14 protein-coding genes are annotated in these 13,314 nt (G+C 75.5%); 8 read left to right on the top strand and 6 right to left on the bottom strand.

Annotation, left to right across the window (positions count from 1 at the left end; genetic code table 11):
- Positions 1-2: 2 nt before the first annotated feature.
- Positions 3-1,301: a DUF1800 domain-containing protein gene (locus tag O7633_RS24010; protein ID WP_282324010.1), complete on the top strand. Its 1,299-nt coding sequence runs from the start codon at positions 3-5 to the stop codon at positions 1,299-1,301.
- A gap of 18 nt (positions 1,302-1,319) precedes the next feature.
- Positions 1,320-2,561 (top strand): DUF1501 domain-containing protein, encoded by a 1,242-nt coding sequence (locus tag O7633_RS24005; RefSeq protein WP_282324009.1) that lies wholly within the window; start codon positions 1,320-1,322, stop codon positions 2,559-2,561.
- 10 nt (positions 2,562-2,571) lie between these two features.
- Here the strand turns inward: O7633_RS24005 and O7633_RS24000 are convergent, their stop codons facing one another.
- The 4 genes from O7633_RS24000 to O7633_RS23985 form a co-directional block, all read right to left on the bottom strand.
- Complete coding sequence (locus tag O7633_RS24000) at positions 2,572-3,297, bottom strand: hypothetical protein (RefSeq protein ID WP_282324008.1); 726 nt, start codon at positions 3,295-3,297, stop codon at positions 2,572-2,574.
- 13 nt (positions 3,298-3,310) lie between these two features.
- Positions 3,311-3,892, bottom strand: coding sequence for a DNA-3-methyladenine glycosylase I (locus tag O7633_RS23995; RefSeq protein ID WP_282324007.1), 582 nt, complete (start codon positions 3,890-3,892; stop codon positions 3,311-3,313).
- Positions 3,893-4,049: 157 nt separating this feature from the next.
- A complete protein-coding gene (locus tag O7633_RS23990) occupies positions 4,050-4,547 on the bottom strand; it encodes an SRPBCC family protein (protein WP_074477038.1) in 498 nt (165 codons plus the stop codon).
- Positions 4,544-5,113, bottom strand: coding sequence for a DivIVA domain-containing protein (locus tag O7633_RS23985; protein WP_282324005.1), 570 nt, complete (start codon positions 5,111-5,113; stop codon positions 4,544-4,546). Before O7633_RS23985 ends, O7633_RS23990 begins: the two co-directional genes overlap by 4 nt.
- Positions 5,114-5,347: 234 nt before the next feature.
- Here O7633_RS23985 and folP point away from each other — a divergent pair, with 234 nt between their 5' ends.
- Positions 5,348-6,217 carry a dihydropteroate synthase gene (folP, locus tag O7633_RS23980; protein ID WP_074477037.1) on the top strand — a complete coding sequence of 290 codons (870 nt, stop codon included), beginning with the start codon at positions 5,348-5,350 and terminating at the stop codon, positions 6,215-6,217.
- 57 nt (positions 6,218-6,274) lie between these two features.
- On the opposite strand, the gene O7633_RS23975 is transcribed toward folP, so the two are convergent.
- Positions 6,275-6,652 carry an NADH-quinone oxidoreductase subunit A gene (locus O7633_RS23975; RefSeq protein WP_282324004.1) on the bottom strand — a complete coding sequence of 126 codons (378 nt, stop codon included), beginning with the start codon at positions 6,650-6,652 and terminating at the stop codon, positions 6,275-6,277.
- Between the two features lie 127 nt (positions 6,653-6,779).
- Between O7633_RS23975 and O7633_RS23970 the strand changes: the two genes are divergently transcribed.
- From O7633_RS23970 to O7633_RS23960, 3 genes are all read left to right on the top strand, one after another.
- On the top strand, positions 6,780-8,186 hold the full coding sequence (locus O7633_RS23970; RefSeq protein ID WP_282324003.1) for a hypothetical protein: 1,407 nt from the start codon (positions 6,780-6,782) through the stop codon (positions 8,184-8,186).
- A gap of 259 nt (positions 8,187-8,445) precedes the next feature.
- Positions 8,446-10,290 carry a 2-oxoacid:acceptor oxidoreductase subunit alpha gene (locus tag O7633_RS23965; protein ID WP_282324002.1) on the top strand — a complete coding sequence of 615 codons (1,845 nt, stop codon included), beginning with the start codon at positions 8,446-8,448 and terminating at the stop codon, positions 10,288-10,290.
- Complete coding sequence (locus O7633_RS23960) at positions 10,283-11,317, top strand: 2-oxoacid:ferredoxin oxidoreductase subunit beta (protein ID WP_074477034.1); 1,035 nt, start codon at positions 10,283-10,285, stop codon at positions 11,315-11,317. The genes O7633_RS23965 and O7633_RS23960 overlap by 8 nt, the downstream gene beginning before the upstream one ends.
- Positions 11,318-11,407: 90 nt before the next feature.
- Here the strand turns inward: O7633_RS23960 and O7633_RS23955 are convergent, their stop codons facing one another.
- Positions 11,408-12,424, bottom strand: a complete 1,017-nt coding sequence (locus O7633_RS23955; protein ID WP_074477033.1) for a potassium channel family protein — start codon at positions 12,422-12,424, stop codon at positions 11,408-11,410.
- 50 nt (positions 12,425-12,474) lie between these two features.
- Between O7633_RS23955 and O7633_RS23950 the strand changes: the two genes are divergently transcribed.
- Together O7633_RS23950 and O7633_RS23945 are read left to right on the top strand one after the other, a co-directional pair.
- Positions 12,475-12,603, top strand: a complete 129-nt coding sequence (locus O7633_RS23950; RefSeq protein ID WP_282324001.1) for a hypothetical protein — start codon at positions 12,475-12,477, stop codon at positions 12,601-12,603.
- Between the two features lie 34 nt (positions 12,604-12,637).
- Entirely contained in the window at positions 12,638-13,282 is a 645-nt protein-coding gene (locus O7633_RS23945; protein ID WP_282324000.1) for a helix-turn-helix transcriptional regulator, read from the top strand.
- Positions 13,283-13,314: the final 32 nt, after the last annotated feature.

Below are 13,314 nucleotides of genomic sequence, written 5' to 3'. Positions count from 1 at the left end.
TCATGGCTGATCGGGAAGCGGTGGCGCACCTGCTGCGGCGGGCGACCTTCGGGCCGACCGCCGACGAGGTGGACGCCGCCGAGCGGGCCGGCCCCGCGGCGACGCTCGACGCCCTGCTCGACCCCCCGGGCCCGGACCGGGGGGCGGCGGCGACACCGCCCCCGGCGCTCGGTGCCGACCCGCACGCCGGGATCACCCGGCAGTCGAGCCGTGAGCAGCGGCAGCAGGCCAACGAGCGGCGGCGGGAGCAGGTGCTGCGCGTCACCGGGTGGTGGCTCGACCGGATGGTCGCCGCCGACGACGGGCTGGGCGAGAAGCTGCTGTTCTTCTGGCACGGCCACTGGGCGACCAGCGTCCGCAAGGTGCGCTCCGCGCCGCTGATGCTCGGCCAGCTCGCCACCCTGCGCCGGCACGGCCGGGGACCGCTCGGCCCGCTGGTCGAGGCGATGGTGCGCGACCCGGCCCTGATCCTCTGGCTGGACGGGCAGAAGAACACCCGGGCCGCACCGAACGAGAACCTGGCCCGGGAGCTGATGGAGCTGTTCACCCTCGGCGTCGGCAACTACGCCGAGGCCGACGTGAAGGCCGGCGCGCGGGCGCTCACCGGCTGGGTGGTGGACCGGCGCACCGGGGCGGCCCGGTTCGAGCCGCGCCGGCACGACACCGGCGCGAAGACGATCCTGGGCCGCACCGGCCCGTTCGACGCCGCCGGGTTCGCCGCGCTGCTCGCCGGGCAGCCGGCCGCCCGGGAGTTCGTCGCCCGTCGGCTCTGGTTCCGGTACGCCGGCCCGGAGACGCCCGCCCCGGCCGGGCTCGCCGGCCCGGACACCCTCGCCACGCTGCGCGCCGTGCTCACCGCCGGCGAGTTCGGGCGGACCGCCGGCACGCTGGTGAAGCAGCCGGTCGAGTGGGCCGTCGGCGCGCTGCGTCAGCTCGGCGTCCGGCCGTCCCGCCTGTCCGAGCAGCGGCGGCGGCAGCTCCTCGCCGGCCTCACCGCGCTGGACCAGGTGCCGCTGCGCCCGCCCAGCGTGGGTGGCTGGCCGGCCGGCGTGGCCTGGCTGACCACCTCGTCGTTGCAGGCCCGGCTGCGGCTGGCCGACCTGCTGGCCGGTGTCGCCGCGCCCACCGTGCTGGACCGGCTGGCCGCCGCGCCGGCCGCCGGCCGGCCCGATGCCCTGGCCCGGCTGCTCGTCGTCGACGCGTGGAGCGCACGCACGCGGGCCGCCCTGGACCCGCTGGCCGGCCAGCCGCGCAAGCTCCTGGCCGCCGGGCTGGTCAGCCCCGAGTACACCGTCAGCTGAGCGGGAGGAGACGAGACGATGGACAGGCTCACCCGACGCCGCTTCCTCGTCGCCAGCGGGGTGGTCGGCGCGACCGCCCTGGCGGCCGGTGCCACCGCGTACACGCTCGACGACCTGCTCGCCACCGCCGGGGACGCCGACCCGGACGCCCGCACCCTGGTGCTGGTCACCCTGTACGGGGGCAACGACGGGCTGAACACCGTCGTGCCGTACGCCGACCCGGCCTACGCCGCCGCCCGCCCGGAGCTGGCCTACCGGGCGGAGGAGGTGAAGCGGCTCGACGACGCCGTCGGGCTGAACCCGGCGCTGGCCGGCCTGCACGGCCTGTACGCCGCCGGCCGGCTCGCCGTCGTCCGGGGCGTCGGCTACCCGAAGCCGGACCGCAGCCACTTCCGGTCGATGGACATCTGGCACACGGCCGAGCCGGAGCGGCCCGGCAGCACGGGCTGGCTGGGCCGCTGGCTCGACCGGGCCGGCGGGGACCCCCGGCTCGCGGTGTCGTTCGAGCCGGCGCTGCCGCCCCTGCTCGCGGGGGCCCGCAGCGCGGGCGCCTCGGTGCCGGTGACCGACCGCGGGGCCGCGCGGGGCCTGCCGGAGCCGGCGCTGGCCGCCCTCGCCGCCGCCCAGCCCGGCGAGTCCGGGGCGCGGGCCCGCGCCGCCGCGTGCTTCGCGGACCTGCGCTCGGTCGACGAGCTGATCCAGGGGGTACGCGACACGACCGGCGCGGCCGAGGACGACCCGGACGGCGAGCAGGCCCCGGCCACCGCCACCGGGGGCGCGCGGACGCCGCTGGAGGCGCAGCTCGACCTCGTGGCCCGGTGCGTGGAGGCCGGCGTGGCCACCCGGGTCTTCTCGGTCTCCCTCGGCGGCTTCGACACCCACGCCGACGAGCGGCAGCTCCAGGAGGTGCTGCTCGGCCAGGTGGACCGGGCGCTGACCGGCTTCGCCGAGCGGATGGCCCGCAGCGCGGCCGGGCGGCGGGTGGTGGTGGCGGTCTACTCCGAGTTCGGCCGCCGGGTGCGTGCCAACGCCTCCGACGGCACCGACCACGGCACGGCGTCCGACGTGCTGCTGCTCGGCGCGGGGGTGCGCGGCGGGCTGCACGGCGAGCCGCCGAGCCTGACCGACCTCGACAACGGCGACCTGAAGTTCACCACCGACTTCCGGGACGTCTACGCGGCGCTCCTGGCGCAGGTGCTGCACACCGACCCGGCCGAGGTGCTGGACGGCTGGTCCGGCCGCCTGGGCACCGTCTGGTGACCGGCGTGGGTCAGTCGTCCTCCTCCGGGTCCTGGTTGGCCTCGGCCCCCAGCACGAACGCCTGCATCGCCAGCTCGTCGCCGGACGGCGAGACGAAGGCGGGCAGCTCGCGGGGGCCCAGGTCGCGCACGTAGGACCAGAACAGCCGCACGGCCTCCGCCGGGGTCGCCGCCTCGATCGGGAGGTCCAGGCTGACCAGCCAGGACCGGCGGGCCGGCGACGGGCCGAGCCGTGCGACCAGCGCCCGGTAGACGTCGGCGGGCAGCGCGCTGACCGGCCCGTCGAGCGCCAGCCCGTCGGCCGGCACCGGCTCGTCGAAGACCCGCCGGGTGTACGCGACCACGAACGCGCCGGACGCCGGGTCGGACTGCGGGTCGTCCGGGTCCTCCCGGCGCTCGGCGGTCGCCCGGGCGACCCGGCCCAGGGCCACCAGCCGCAGCGGGCCCTCGGTCAGCACGGCCACGGGGTCGCCCGGCCGGGGACCGGCGGCGCCCCCGGCCCCGGCCCCGGTGGCAGTGGCAGTGGCAGTGGCAGTGGCAGTGGCAACGGTGACCACGGCGGGATCGTCAGCCGTGCCGCCGGCGGTCAGCCCGGTCAGCTCCAGCGTGTCGTGGTGGACGAGCCGCTCGGCGTCGTAGCGGCCCGGCGGGAGGAGCACGGCCCAGGCGGTGACGCCCCGCCCGCCGTCGGGCCGGACGGGGACCGTGCTGTCGGGGCGGTCGTCGGTGTCGGTCATGGGGTCGATCCCATCACGCCGGCGACGGGGCGGTGACGTGGCAGCCGGCCAGGTGGTCGTCGACCATGCCGGTGGCCTGCATGAGCGCGTAGGCGGTGGTGGGGCCGACGAACCGGAACCCGCGCTTCTTCAGCGCCTTGGCCAGCGCGGTCGACTCGGGGGTGAGCGCCGGCACGTCGGCGAACGAGGCCAGCCGGGCGGGCCGGGGCGCCGGCGCGTGGGACCAGAGCAGCGCGGAGAGCCCCTCGGGCAGCTCCAGGGCGGCCCGGGCGTTGGCGACGGCCGCCTCGATCTTGGCCCGGTTGCGCACGATGCCGGCGTCGGCCAGCAGCCGGGTCACGTCGGCGTCGCCGTAGGCCGCCACCGCCTCGATGCGGAAGTCGTCGAAGGCCAGCCGGAACGCGGGGCGCTTGCGCAGGATGGTCAGCCAGGACAGGCCCGACTGGAACGCCTCCAGGGTCATCCGCTCGAAGAGCGCGTCGTCGCCGCGCAGGGGCCGCCCCCACTCCCGGTCGTGGTAAGGGACGTAGTCCGGGGTGCTCGCCCCCCAGGCGCAGCGGGCCAGCCCGTCCGCGCCGATCACCAGGTCAGTCACGGCCCACACGTTAGCCGCAGCCGCCGGCCGGGCAAGGGAGCCCGGGCATGGTGGCGGTATCCGCCCCTTCGGGACCCCGCCAGGTCGGCGACCTGGCGGTAACGCCCGGCCGCACCCGACCCGCACCCGCCCGCACCGGGCGGCGCGGCGGCGGCGGTCAGGGCAGGCGGCCCTGCTCGACCAGCCGGCCGAACTTCTTCAACGCCTGGGTGAGGCTGACCTTGGACCCGGGCCAGAGCACCGGCCACGCCACCCGCCCGGCCGCGCCGCCCGGCACGTGGAACCACTCGTGCCAGACGACCTGGGTGCGCCCGCCCTCGATCTGGGTGCAGCGCAGCACGCCGGGGCCGCGCAGCAGACGGCCGCAGTGCACCACGCCGATCTCGTACGGCGCGTCGACCCGGACCACCCGCATCTCGTCGCGCAGCACCGCCGGCCCGAGCGAGGTGACCGCCTCCACCAGGCTGCCCTCGCCGCCGTCGCCCTCGACGACCCGGACGGTGGTGAACGGGATCCAGTCGGACTGTCGTTCCCAGGCCAGCAGCCCGGCGAACACCCGCTCGGCCGGGGCGTTGACGATCACCGTGGCGGTGACCTCGCCCGCGCCGGGCTGGGCCGCCTCGCGGAGGCCCTCGGCGTCCGCCGAGCCGGTCACGCCGGCTCCGACCGGACGGGGTGGTCGGTCGCCTCGCGGTCGCCGGCCTCGGGGGCGGCGGCGGTCACCGTGAGGTCGGCTCCGGTGGCGGGGACGGTGGCCGGGGCGGCGTCCCCGGTGGCGGCGTCCCCGGTGGTGTCCGCGCCGGTGGGGGCAGCAGCCGCGGTGGGGGCGTCGGCCCCCGCGGCCTGCTCGGCGGCGGCAGCAGCGGCGGCCTGCTCGCGGGTGTGCCGCAGCGCGTCGGCGTCGGCGACCCGTCCCTCGCGCAACGCGGTGACCTCCGCCTCCAGCACGCCGATCAGCTCGGACTTGTACCCGATGTCGTAGGCCGCCCGGCGCAGCGCCTGGTCGACCTGGGACATCCGGTACCCGCGCGGCGCCGTGTCGAAACGGACGCCCCCCACGTCGGACTCCCGCAGCGGCCGGCTGACCGGCAGCGGGACGGCCCGCCCGTCCGGCTCGACCGGCGCGAGGCCGGGATCGCGACCGGTGACCAGCACCGTCGCCCCGAAGACCACTGCCGCGACGGTGAGCGCGACGACCAGCGTGAGCAGCACCTGACCCATGCAAGAGATCGTGGCACGCGAACGGGCCCGGAGCGACCCCGCCGGGCGGTCCTCCCACAGATCGGTGCGGATCTGTGCCGTCGTACCGCCAGGAAGGATCACCGGACGACCCGCTAGCGTCGGGGGGCGGCCGGGTCGCCCGGCCGGCTACGGAGGACCGGCGGCCGCGGAATCGGCGGCCGCGGAGACCGGTGGCCGCGACGGATCTGCGGCCGCGGGAGATCGGGAGGCGACATGGCCGGGGCGCTTCGGCTCGGCAGCCGGACCTTCGCGCCGGGCGAACTGGTGGTGATGGCCATCGTCAACCGCACGCCCGACTCGTTCTTCGACCGGGGGGCGACCTTCGCGCAGGACAGCGCGCTGCGCGCGGTGGAGCGCGCGGTGGCCGAGGGCGCGGAGATCATCGACATCGGCGGGGTCAAGGCCGGTCCCGGCGACGAGGTCGACGTGGCCGAGGAGATCCGCCGCACGGTGGACACGATCTCCGCCGTGCGGGCCGCCTTCCCGGACGTGGTCATCTCCATCGACACCTGGCGGGCCGAGGTCGCGGTGGAGGCGGTCGCGGCCGGCGCGGACCTGCTCAACGACACCTGGTCGGGGGCGGACCCGGCGCTCGCCCGGGTCGCCGCCGAGACCGGGGCCGGGCTGGTCTGCTCGCACGCGGGCGGGCTGGAGCCGCGCACCCGCCCGCACCGGGCGGCCTTCGCCGACGTGGTGGCCGACGTGGTCGCGACGGTCACCGGCCTCGCCGAGCGCGCGGTCGCCCTGGGGGTACGCCCCGACGGCGTCCTCATCGACCCGGCGCACGACTTCGGCAAGAACACCCGGCACTCCCTGGAGATCACCCGTCGGCTCGACGAGCTCTCCGGCACGGGCTGGCCGCTGCTGGTGGCCCTGTCCAACAAGGACTTCATCGGCGAGACGCTGGACCTGCCCGTGGCCGAGCGGCTGGAGGGGACCCTCGCAGCGACCGCGCTGTCGGCCTGGCTGGGCGCGCGGGTGTTCCGTGCCCACCAGGTGGGGCCGACCCGGCGGGTGCTGGACATGGTGGCGTCGATCCGGGGCGACCGTCCGCCGGCCGTCACCCGGCGCGGGCTGGCCTGACCGTCGACCCCCGGTCGGCCCCGGCCGGACCGGCCGGCCCCGACCGGGCGTCGGCGCTCAGGTCCAGCGGAGGATGTCCTTGCGCCAGGCGTAGAGGATGCCCAGCGCCAGCACGGCCACGAAGACGCCCATCTCGGCGACCGTGACGAGCCCGAAGCCGGGCCGGTCGAAGACCACCGCCCACGGGAAGAGGAAGACCGCCTCGACCGCGAACAGCACGTAGAGGTAGGCGTACACGTAGTAGCGGATCTGCATCTGGGCCCAGTCGCCGCCCACCGGGTCGAGGCCGCACTCGTAGCCGGCCCGCTTGCCGGGCGGGTCCGCCGGGCGGGCGGGACGCAGCACCCGGTTCGCGGCGAACGCCACGACGAAGAAGAGGGCGGCGGCGAGCAGCAGGAGCCCGAGCGTCGCGTACGAGCCCAGGTAACCGGTCACGGTGGGTCAGCCTACCGTGCCGGGACCGGAGCACGTTACAAAACTGTTTCCCAGCGAGACTAGTGCCGCCGGGCAACTGTTACCGACCATTGAACCGTCACCGACTGTCGGCGGAGGAGTGGCCCGCGTGGACGTACGCCCCGTTCGGCGGGCAGCCGACCGACGCCGCGCGGCGCTGCTCGCCGCGTCCGTGGCGGTCGGGCTGCTCGTCTCGGCGGCGGGGCCGCCCGGCTGGGCCACGGCCGCGCCGACGCCGGCCTGGGCGGCCGCCGCGCCGGCGGACCCTCCGGCGGGACCGGCCGGCGACCCCGGCGACGAGACCCCACCGGTCGAGCCGACGCCCACCGAGCCGTCGCCCACCGAGGCGCCGCCGACCCTGCCCCCGCCGGAGACCACCGCCCCGGCCCCCACCCCCACCGGGCCGCCGCCCAGCACGCCCGCCGAGCCCGCCGGCCCGCCCGCCACCACGGCCGCGCCCCCGACCACCGCCGGGCCGCCGCCCCCGACCACCGCCCCGCCGGCACGCACGTCTGCCCCCGGCCCGGACGCGCCGGCGGCGGGCCGCCTCGGCGTGTGGGTGGGCACCGACGACGTCGTGCTGACCGACGCGTACTGGAACGCGGCCGACACCACGACCACGCTGCGGATCACCGTGGCCAACACCGGCGACGTCGCGGCGCAGGTCCAGCTCTCGTACACCCTGCCGGCCGGGCTGACCGACGCGGGCACCGCCGGTTGCGCGCCGGCCGACGGCGGCGGGCACCTCTGCGGGGCGTGGACGGCGGCGGCCGGCGCGCGGTTCAGCGCGCTGCTCTCGGTGCGGGTCGACGGCGACGCGTGGCGACGGATGCCGCTCAGCGGCGCGGTGCGGGTGAGCGCCACCGCCCCGGGGGTGGCCGGGTCGGTCGACGACAACGAGGGATTCGCGGTCCTCTTCCCGCCGGGCCCGCCGGTGCCGGGCATCGCGCTACGGGCCGACGGGGTCGCGTTCGACATCAGCGGGAGCGCCAGCGAGCTGGGCGTCCGGCTGAGCAACACCGGAAAGGTCGACGCGGACGGGCGGATCGACGTGGTCCTGCCCGACGGCGTCACGGTCCCGGCCCCGCCGGCCTTCTGTGCCGCGCTGAGCGCCACCCGCACCAGGTGCGACGTCGGCGCGGTGCGGGCCGGCGGGGCCGCCACCCTGCGGCTCACGGTCAGCGCGACCGCCGAGGCGCAACGCGACGCGCCGCTGTCCGGCGCCGTGGTCGGCCGCCTCGATCCGCGCAGCGGGCTGGCCCGGCAGGTGCAGATGAGCTTCCGGATCACCGCGGCGGCCGCGATGGCCACCCCGGCCGCGACGCCCGCCCCGGCCGGATCCCAGGGGGTGCTCACCGCCGCGGGGGCCGGGCGGCACCCCGACGGCGGGCTCAGCTCGGCGCGGCGCGGCGCGGTCGCCCTGATCGTGATCTCGGTGCTGCTGGTGGTGCTGGCACTCGCGCTGGCGGCCGTCTCGCTGCGCCGCCGGCTCACCGGCCCGCCCGGCGACCGGTGATTCTGATTACGGCGGGCGGGGCAAACAACCCCAAACCATGACGTAAGCGCTCGGAATCCGTTCCCAGTCGGCGGACCACTGGGCAAGCTCGACATCTCATCCGACGTAGGCTCTCTGGTAGGAACCCAGACCGGACCGGACCACCCACGGGGCGGTGCGGGGCAGCGCTGTGTCAAGGAGGTCATGTGGCCGGGCAAGGCGAGGTCACCATCATGTTCAGCCGCCCGCGCGACCGCGCCGAGCGAAGCGAGGGGCAGGCGTGACGAAGCAGATCCGTCAACTCGACCGGGTGGTCATCCGGTTCGCCGGCGACTCCGGCGACGGCATGCAGCTGACCGGTGACCGGTTCACCTCGGAGACGGCCCAGCTGGGCAACGACATCTCCACGTTGCCCAACTTCCCCGCCGAGATCCGGGCCCCCGCCGGGACCCTGCCGGGCGTGTCGAGCTTCCAGGTGCACTTCGCCGACTACGACATCCTCACCCCGGGCGACGCGCCGAACGTGCTGGTCGCGATGAACCCGGCCGCGCTCAAGGCCAACCTGGCCGACCTGCCGCGCGGCGCGGACATCATCGTGAACACCGACGAGTTCACCAAGCGCAACCTCGCCAAGGTGGGCTACCAGGCCAGCCCGCTCGACGACGACTCCCTCGACGGCTACGTGGTGCACCCCGTCGCGCTCACCTCGATGACCGTCCGGGCGCTCGCCGACCAGCAGGTGTCCAAGAAGGACGCCGAGCGGGCCAAGAACATGTTCGCTCTGGGCCTGCTCTCCTGGATGTACTCCCGCCCGTACGAGTCGACCCTGCGCTTCCTGGAGCGCAAGTTCGCCAAGCGCCCCGAGCTGGTCGCGGCGAACGTCGCGGCGTTCCGGGCCGGCTGGAACTTCGGCGAGACCACCGACTCCTTCTCGGTGCGATACGAGGTGAAGCCGGCGAAGATGGTGCCGGGCACCTACCGCAACATCACCGGCAACGCGGCGCTCTCCCTCGGCCTGGTGGCCGCGGGCGTCCGCTCCGGCCTGCCGGTGTTCCTCGGTGCCTACCCGATCACCCCGGCGTCGGACATCCTGCACGAGCTGAGCAAGCACAAGCGGTTCGGCGTGATCACGATGCAGGCCGAGGACGAGATCGCCGCGGTCGGGGCGGCGCTCGGCGCGTCGTACGGCGGGATGCTCGGCATCACCACCACCAGCGGCCCCGGCGTGGCGCTCAAGAGCGAGACGATCTCCCTCGCGGTGGCGCTGGAGCTGCCGCTGGTCATCGTGGACGTGCAGCGGGCCGGCCCGTCGACGGGCATGCCCACCAAGACCGAGCAGGCCGACCTCAACATGGCCCTGTATGGCCGGCACGGCGAGGCCCCCGTCGCGGTGATCGCCCCGAAGTCCCCGTCGGACTGCTTCCACGCGGCCATCGAGGCGGCCCGGATCGCGCTGACCTACCGCACCCCGGTGCTCCTGCTCTCCGACAACTACGTCGCCAACGGCTCCGAGCCGTGGCTGCTGCCCGACGTGGAGTCCCTGCCCGACCTGCGGGTCGAGTTCGCCACCGCGCCCAACGGCGACGACGGCACGTTCCTGCCCTACCTGCGCGACCCGCAGACCCTGGCCCGCCCGTGGGCCATCCCGGGCACGCCGGGGCTGGAGCACCGCATCGGCGGCCTGGAGAAGGCCGACAAGACCGGCGACATCTCCTACGACCCGGCGAACCACGACTTCATGGTGCGCACCCGGGCGGCCCGGATCGAGGCGATCCCGGTGCCGGACGTCGAGGTGGAGGACCCGGACGGCAACGCCCGGCTGCTGGTGCTGGGCTGGGGCTCGACCTACGGCCCGATCGGCGCCGCCTGCCGGCGGCTGCGCCAGCGCGGCCTGCCCGTCGCGCAGGCCCACCTGCGGCACCTGGCCCCGATGCCGGCCAACCTCGGCGAGGTGCTGCGCTCCTACGACCGGGTGGTCATCCCCGAGATGAACCTCGGCCAGCTCGCCCAGGTGATCCGGGGCAAGTACCTGGTCGACGCCATCGGCTACAACCAGGTCCGCGGCCTGCCGTTCACGGCCACCGAGCTGGAGACGATGCTGGAAGAGGTCCTGAAGAATGTCTGAGCCCGTCGCCCTCAAGCTCACCGCGAAGGACTTCAAGTCCGACCAGGAGGTGCGCTGGTGCCCCGGTTGCGGTGACTACGCGATCCTCGCCGCCGTGCAGCAGTTCATGCCGGAGCTGAACATTCCCCGGGAGCGGATCGTCTTCGTCTCCGGCATCGGGTGCTCGTCCCGGTTCCCGTACTACATGAACACCTACGGGCTGCACTCGATCCACGGCCGCGCCCCGGCGATCGCCACGGGCCTGTCGGTGTCCCGCCCGGACCTGTCCGTGTGGGTCGTCACCGGCGACGGCGACGCGCTGTCGATCGGCGGCAACCACCTCATCCACGCGCTGCGCCGCAACGTCAACCTGAAGATCCTGCTGTTCAACAACCGGATCTACGGCCTGACCAAGGGGCAGTATTCTCCGACGTCCGAGGTCGGCAAGGTCACCAAGTCGACGCCGGCCGGTTCGGCCGACGCCCCGTTCAACCCGATCTCGCTGGCCCTGGGCGCGGAGGCGAGCTTCGTCGGCCGCACCATCGACTCCGACCGCAAGCACCTCCAGTCGGTGCTGCGGGCCGCCGCCGAGCACCAGGGCTCGGCGTTCGTGGAGATCTACCAGAACTGCAACATCTTCAACGACGGGGCGTTCGACCAGCTCAAGGAGCCGGCCACCCGCGACGACTTCCTGATCCGGCTGGAGCACGGGCAGCCGATCACGTTCGGCGCCGACGGCCGGTTCTGCGTCGTCCACCCGCCGGGCGGCTTCGGCCTGGAGGTGCGGGAGACGGCGTCGGTCCGCCCGGAGGAGATCGTCGTGCACGACGCGACGGTCGCCGACCCGGCGTACGCGTTCGCGCTGTCCCGGTTGCCCGGGCTCGACCTGAGCAACACCCCGATCGGCGTGTTCCGCTCGGTCGACCGCCCGTCCTACGACAGCGTGGTCCAGGCCCAGGTCGAGGAGGCGAAGGCGAAGGTCACCGAGACCCCGGAGCAGCAGCTCGCCGGCCTGCTGGGCAGCGGCGACACCTGGACGATCCTCTGATCCGTCCCCGTGCGGGGGCGACCCGTCAGGCGAGCGAAGGGCCCGTCACCGAATGGTGGCGGGCCCTTCGTCGTGAAGCGCGGCGGGCGGTCAGCCCGGCGTGCCGGCGGGCTGGGGCCGGTCGTCGCGGACGTGCACGAGCATGTCGCCGGTCTCGATGACCGCGCCGGCCCGGTCGGAGAGCGTGACCACCTTGCCCCGGCGGACCAGCGCGATGACCAGGGCGTCCAGCTCGCGCGGGGAGCGGCCGACCTCGTCGCGCTCCGCCGAACGCATGGCCAGCGCCATGCCCTGACCCGGGGTCAGCAGGTCCTCCACCACGTCGATCAGCGGCGGCGCGGAGGTGGACAGGCCGAGCAGCCGGCCCGCCGTGGCGGAGGAGACGATCACATGGTGGGCGCCGCTCTGCTTGAGCAGCGGCGCGTTCTCGGCCTCGCGGGCCGCCGCGATGATCCGCACCTGCCCGGCGGTGAGCTGCCGGACGGTGAGCGCGACCAGCACCGACGCGTCGTCGCTGTCGGTCGCGATGATCACCGCCTTGGCGTTGCGCACGTGCGCCTCGTTGAGCACCGAGGAACGGGTGGCCGACCCCTCGATCGCGACGAGCCCCGCCGAGGTGGCCTGCCGCAGCGACGCCGGGCTGCGCTCGACCACCACGATCCGGGACTTGTCGAGGCCGTTCTCCAGCAGCGCCGAGACCGCGCTGCGGCCCTTGGTGCCGTAGCCGCAGATGATGACGTGGTCCTTCACGCTCTTCCTCCACCGCGTCAGACGACGGCCGGTCCGGTACTGCTCGGTCAGGACTTCCAGGGTGGTGCCGACCAGGATGATCAGGAAGAGCACCCGGGCCGGGGTGACGAACAGGACGTTGACCAGCCGGGCGGACGGTGCCGCCGGCGTGATGTCGCCGTACCCGGTGGTGGAGAGGGAGACCACCGCGTAGTAGAAGCAGTCGAGGAGGGTCAGGCCGTCCTCGTTGACGTCGCGGTAGCCGTCGCGGTCGAGGTAGACCGCGGTGACGACGGCGAAGACCAGGCCCAGGGCGGCGGCCAGGCGCAGGCTCAGCGCGCTCAGCGGGCCCCGCCGCTGCGCGGGAAAGTGGATCACCGCGGGACCTGCTCCGCCTCCGTCGCCTGCACGTGCACAACATAGCGGGTGTGCGCCCGACCGGCCCGGCAGCCCGGGACAACGCCGGTGGTCGGGAGCCGGTCGCCGCGCCGGTCGGCGTCAACACCGCCGCCGTCGGCGCGGGCGGGGTGGGTGTGCCGCCGGCCGAACCGGCATGATGGGGACAGGAGCGCCCACCCAGAGGAGGCCCGGATGTCGTTGCTGCGACGGGTGATCGGCGGCGTGCTGCGCCGGGTGCGGCAGCGTCAGGGCCGCACCCTGCGCGAGGTGGCCGAGGCGGCGGGGGTGTCCCTGCCCTACCTCTCCGAGGTCGAGCGCGGGCGCAAGGAGGCCAGCTCCGAGGTGCTGGCGGCGATCTGCCGCGCCCTCGGCATCGACCTGTCGGACCTGCTGGAGGAGGCCCGCGACGACCTGCGCCGGGTCGAACGGCGGGTGCCCGCCGCGCCCCGGGTGGCCCTGGCCCGGCTCGACGAGGTGGTCCCGGTGGGCGGCGAGCCCGGCCCGTGCCTGCGCGTCGGCTTCCACGCCGACCCGACCGCGCCCCCGCAGGGCGGGCCACGGGTGGAGTGCCGGGAGCCGGTGGCCGCCGGCCGGCTGCTCCGGCTCGGCGGGGTCACCCCGAGCGCGGGCGGCCGGCTGCTGCACGTCGGCGGGGCCCGCTTCGGCACGCCCGTGGCGTCCGTGGGCGGTGCGGTGGCGCACCTCGGCCCGGCCGTGCACGTTTCGCCGATCCGGCTGTTCGCGTCCGCGCCGACCGGGCGCCCCGCCGCGCGTACCGTGCGGGCGCTGGCCCGGCGGCGGGCCCGGGCGGGCCGGCGGCGGCTGACCGCCCGCTAGGCCGTCTTTCGTAGCGGTTGACGGCGTGGCGG

Origin of the sequence: Micromonospora sp. WMMD712 (genome assembly GCF_029581295.1) — a bacterium.
GTDB classification, from domain to species: domain Bacteria; phylum Actinomycetota; class Actinomycetes; order Mycobacteriales; family Micromonosporaceae; genus Micromonospora; species Micromonospora carbonacea.
Note: the sequence above shows the minus strand (reverse complement) of the source record. Positions and strands in the feature narration are given on the sequence as shown.

What these genes read in the sequence shown, in the direction of transcription:
- O7633_RS23945 (WP_282324000.1), top strand. Translation starts at nt 12,638, where the DNA reads ATGTCGTTGCTGCGACGGGTGATCGGCGGCGTGCTGCGCCGGGTGCGG.
- folP (WP_074477037.1), top strand. Translation starts at nt 5,348, where the DNA reads ATGGCCGGGGCGCTTCGGCTCGGCAGCCGGACCTTCGCGCCGGGCGAA.
- O7633_RS23985 (WP_282324005.1), bottom strand. Translation starts at nt 5,113, where the DNA reads ATGGGTCAGGTGCTGCTCACGCTGGTCGTCGCGCTCACCGTCGCGGCA.
- O7633_RS23960 (WP_074477034.1), top strand. Translation starts at nt 10,283, where the DNA reads ATGTCTGAGCCCGTCGCCCTCAAGCTCACCGCGAAGGACTTCAAGTCC.
- O7633_RS24000 (WP_282324008.1), bottom strand. Translation starts at nt 3,297, where the DNA reads ATGACCGACACCGACGACCGCCCCGACAGCACGGTCCCCGTCCGGCCC.
- O7633_RS24005 (WP_282324009.1), top strand. Translation starts at nt 1,320, where the DNA reads ATGGACAGGCTCACCCGACGCCGCTTCCTCGTCGCCAGCGGGGTGGTC.
- O7633_RS24010 (WP_282324010.1), top strand. Translation starts at nt 3, where the DNA reads ATGGCTGATCGGGAAGCGGTGGCGCACCTGCTGCGGCGGGCGACCTTC.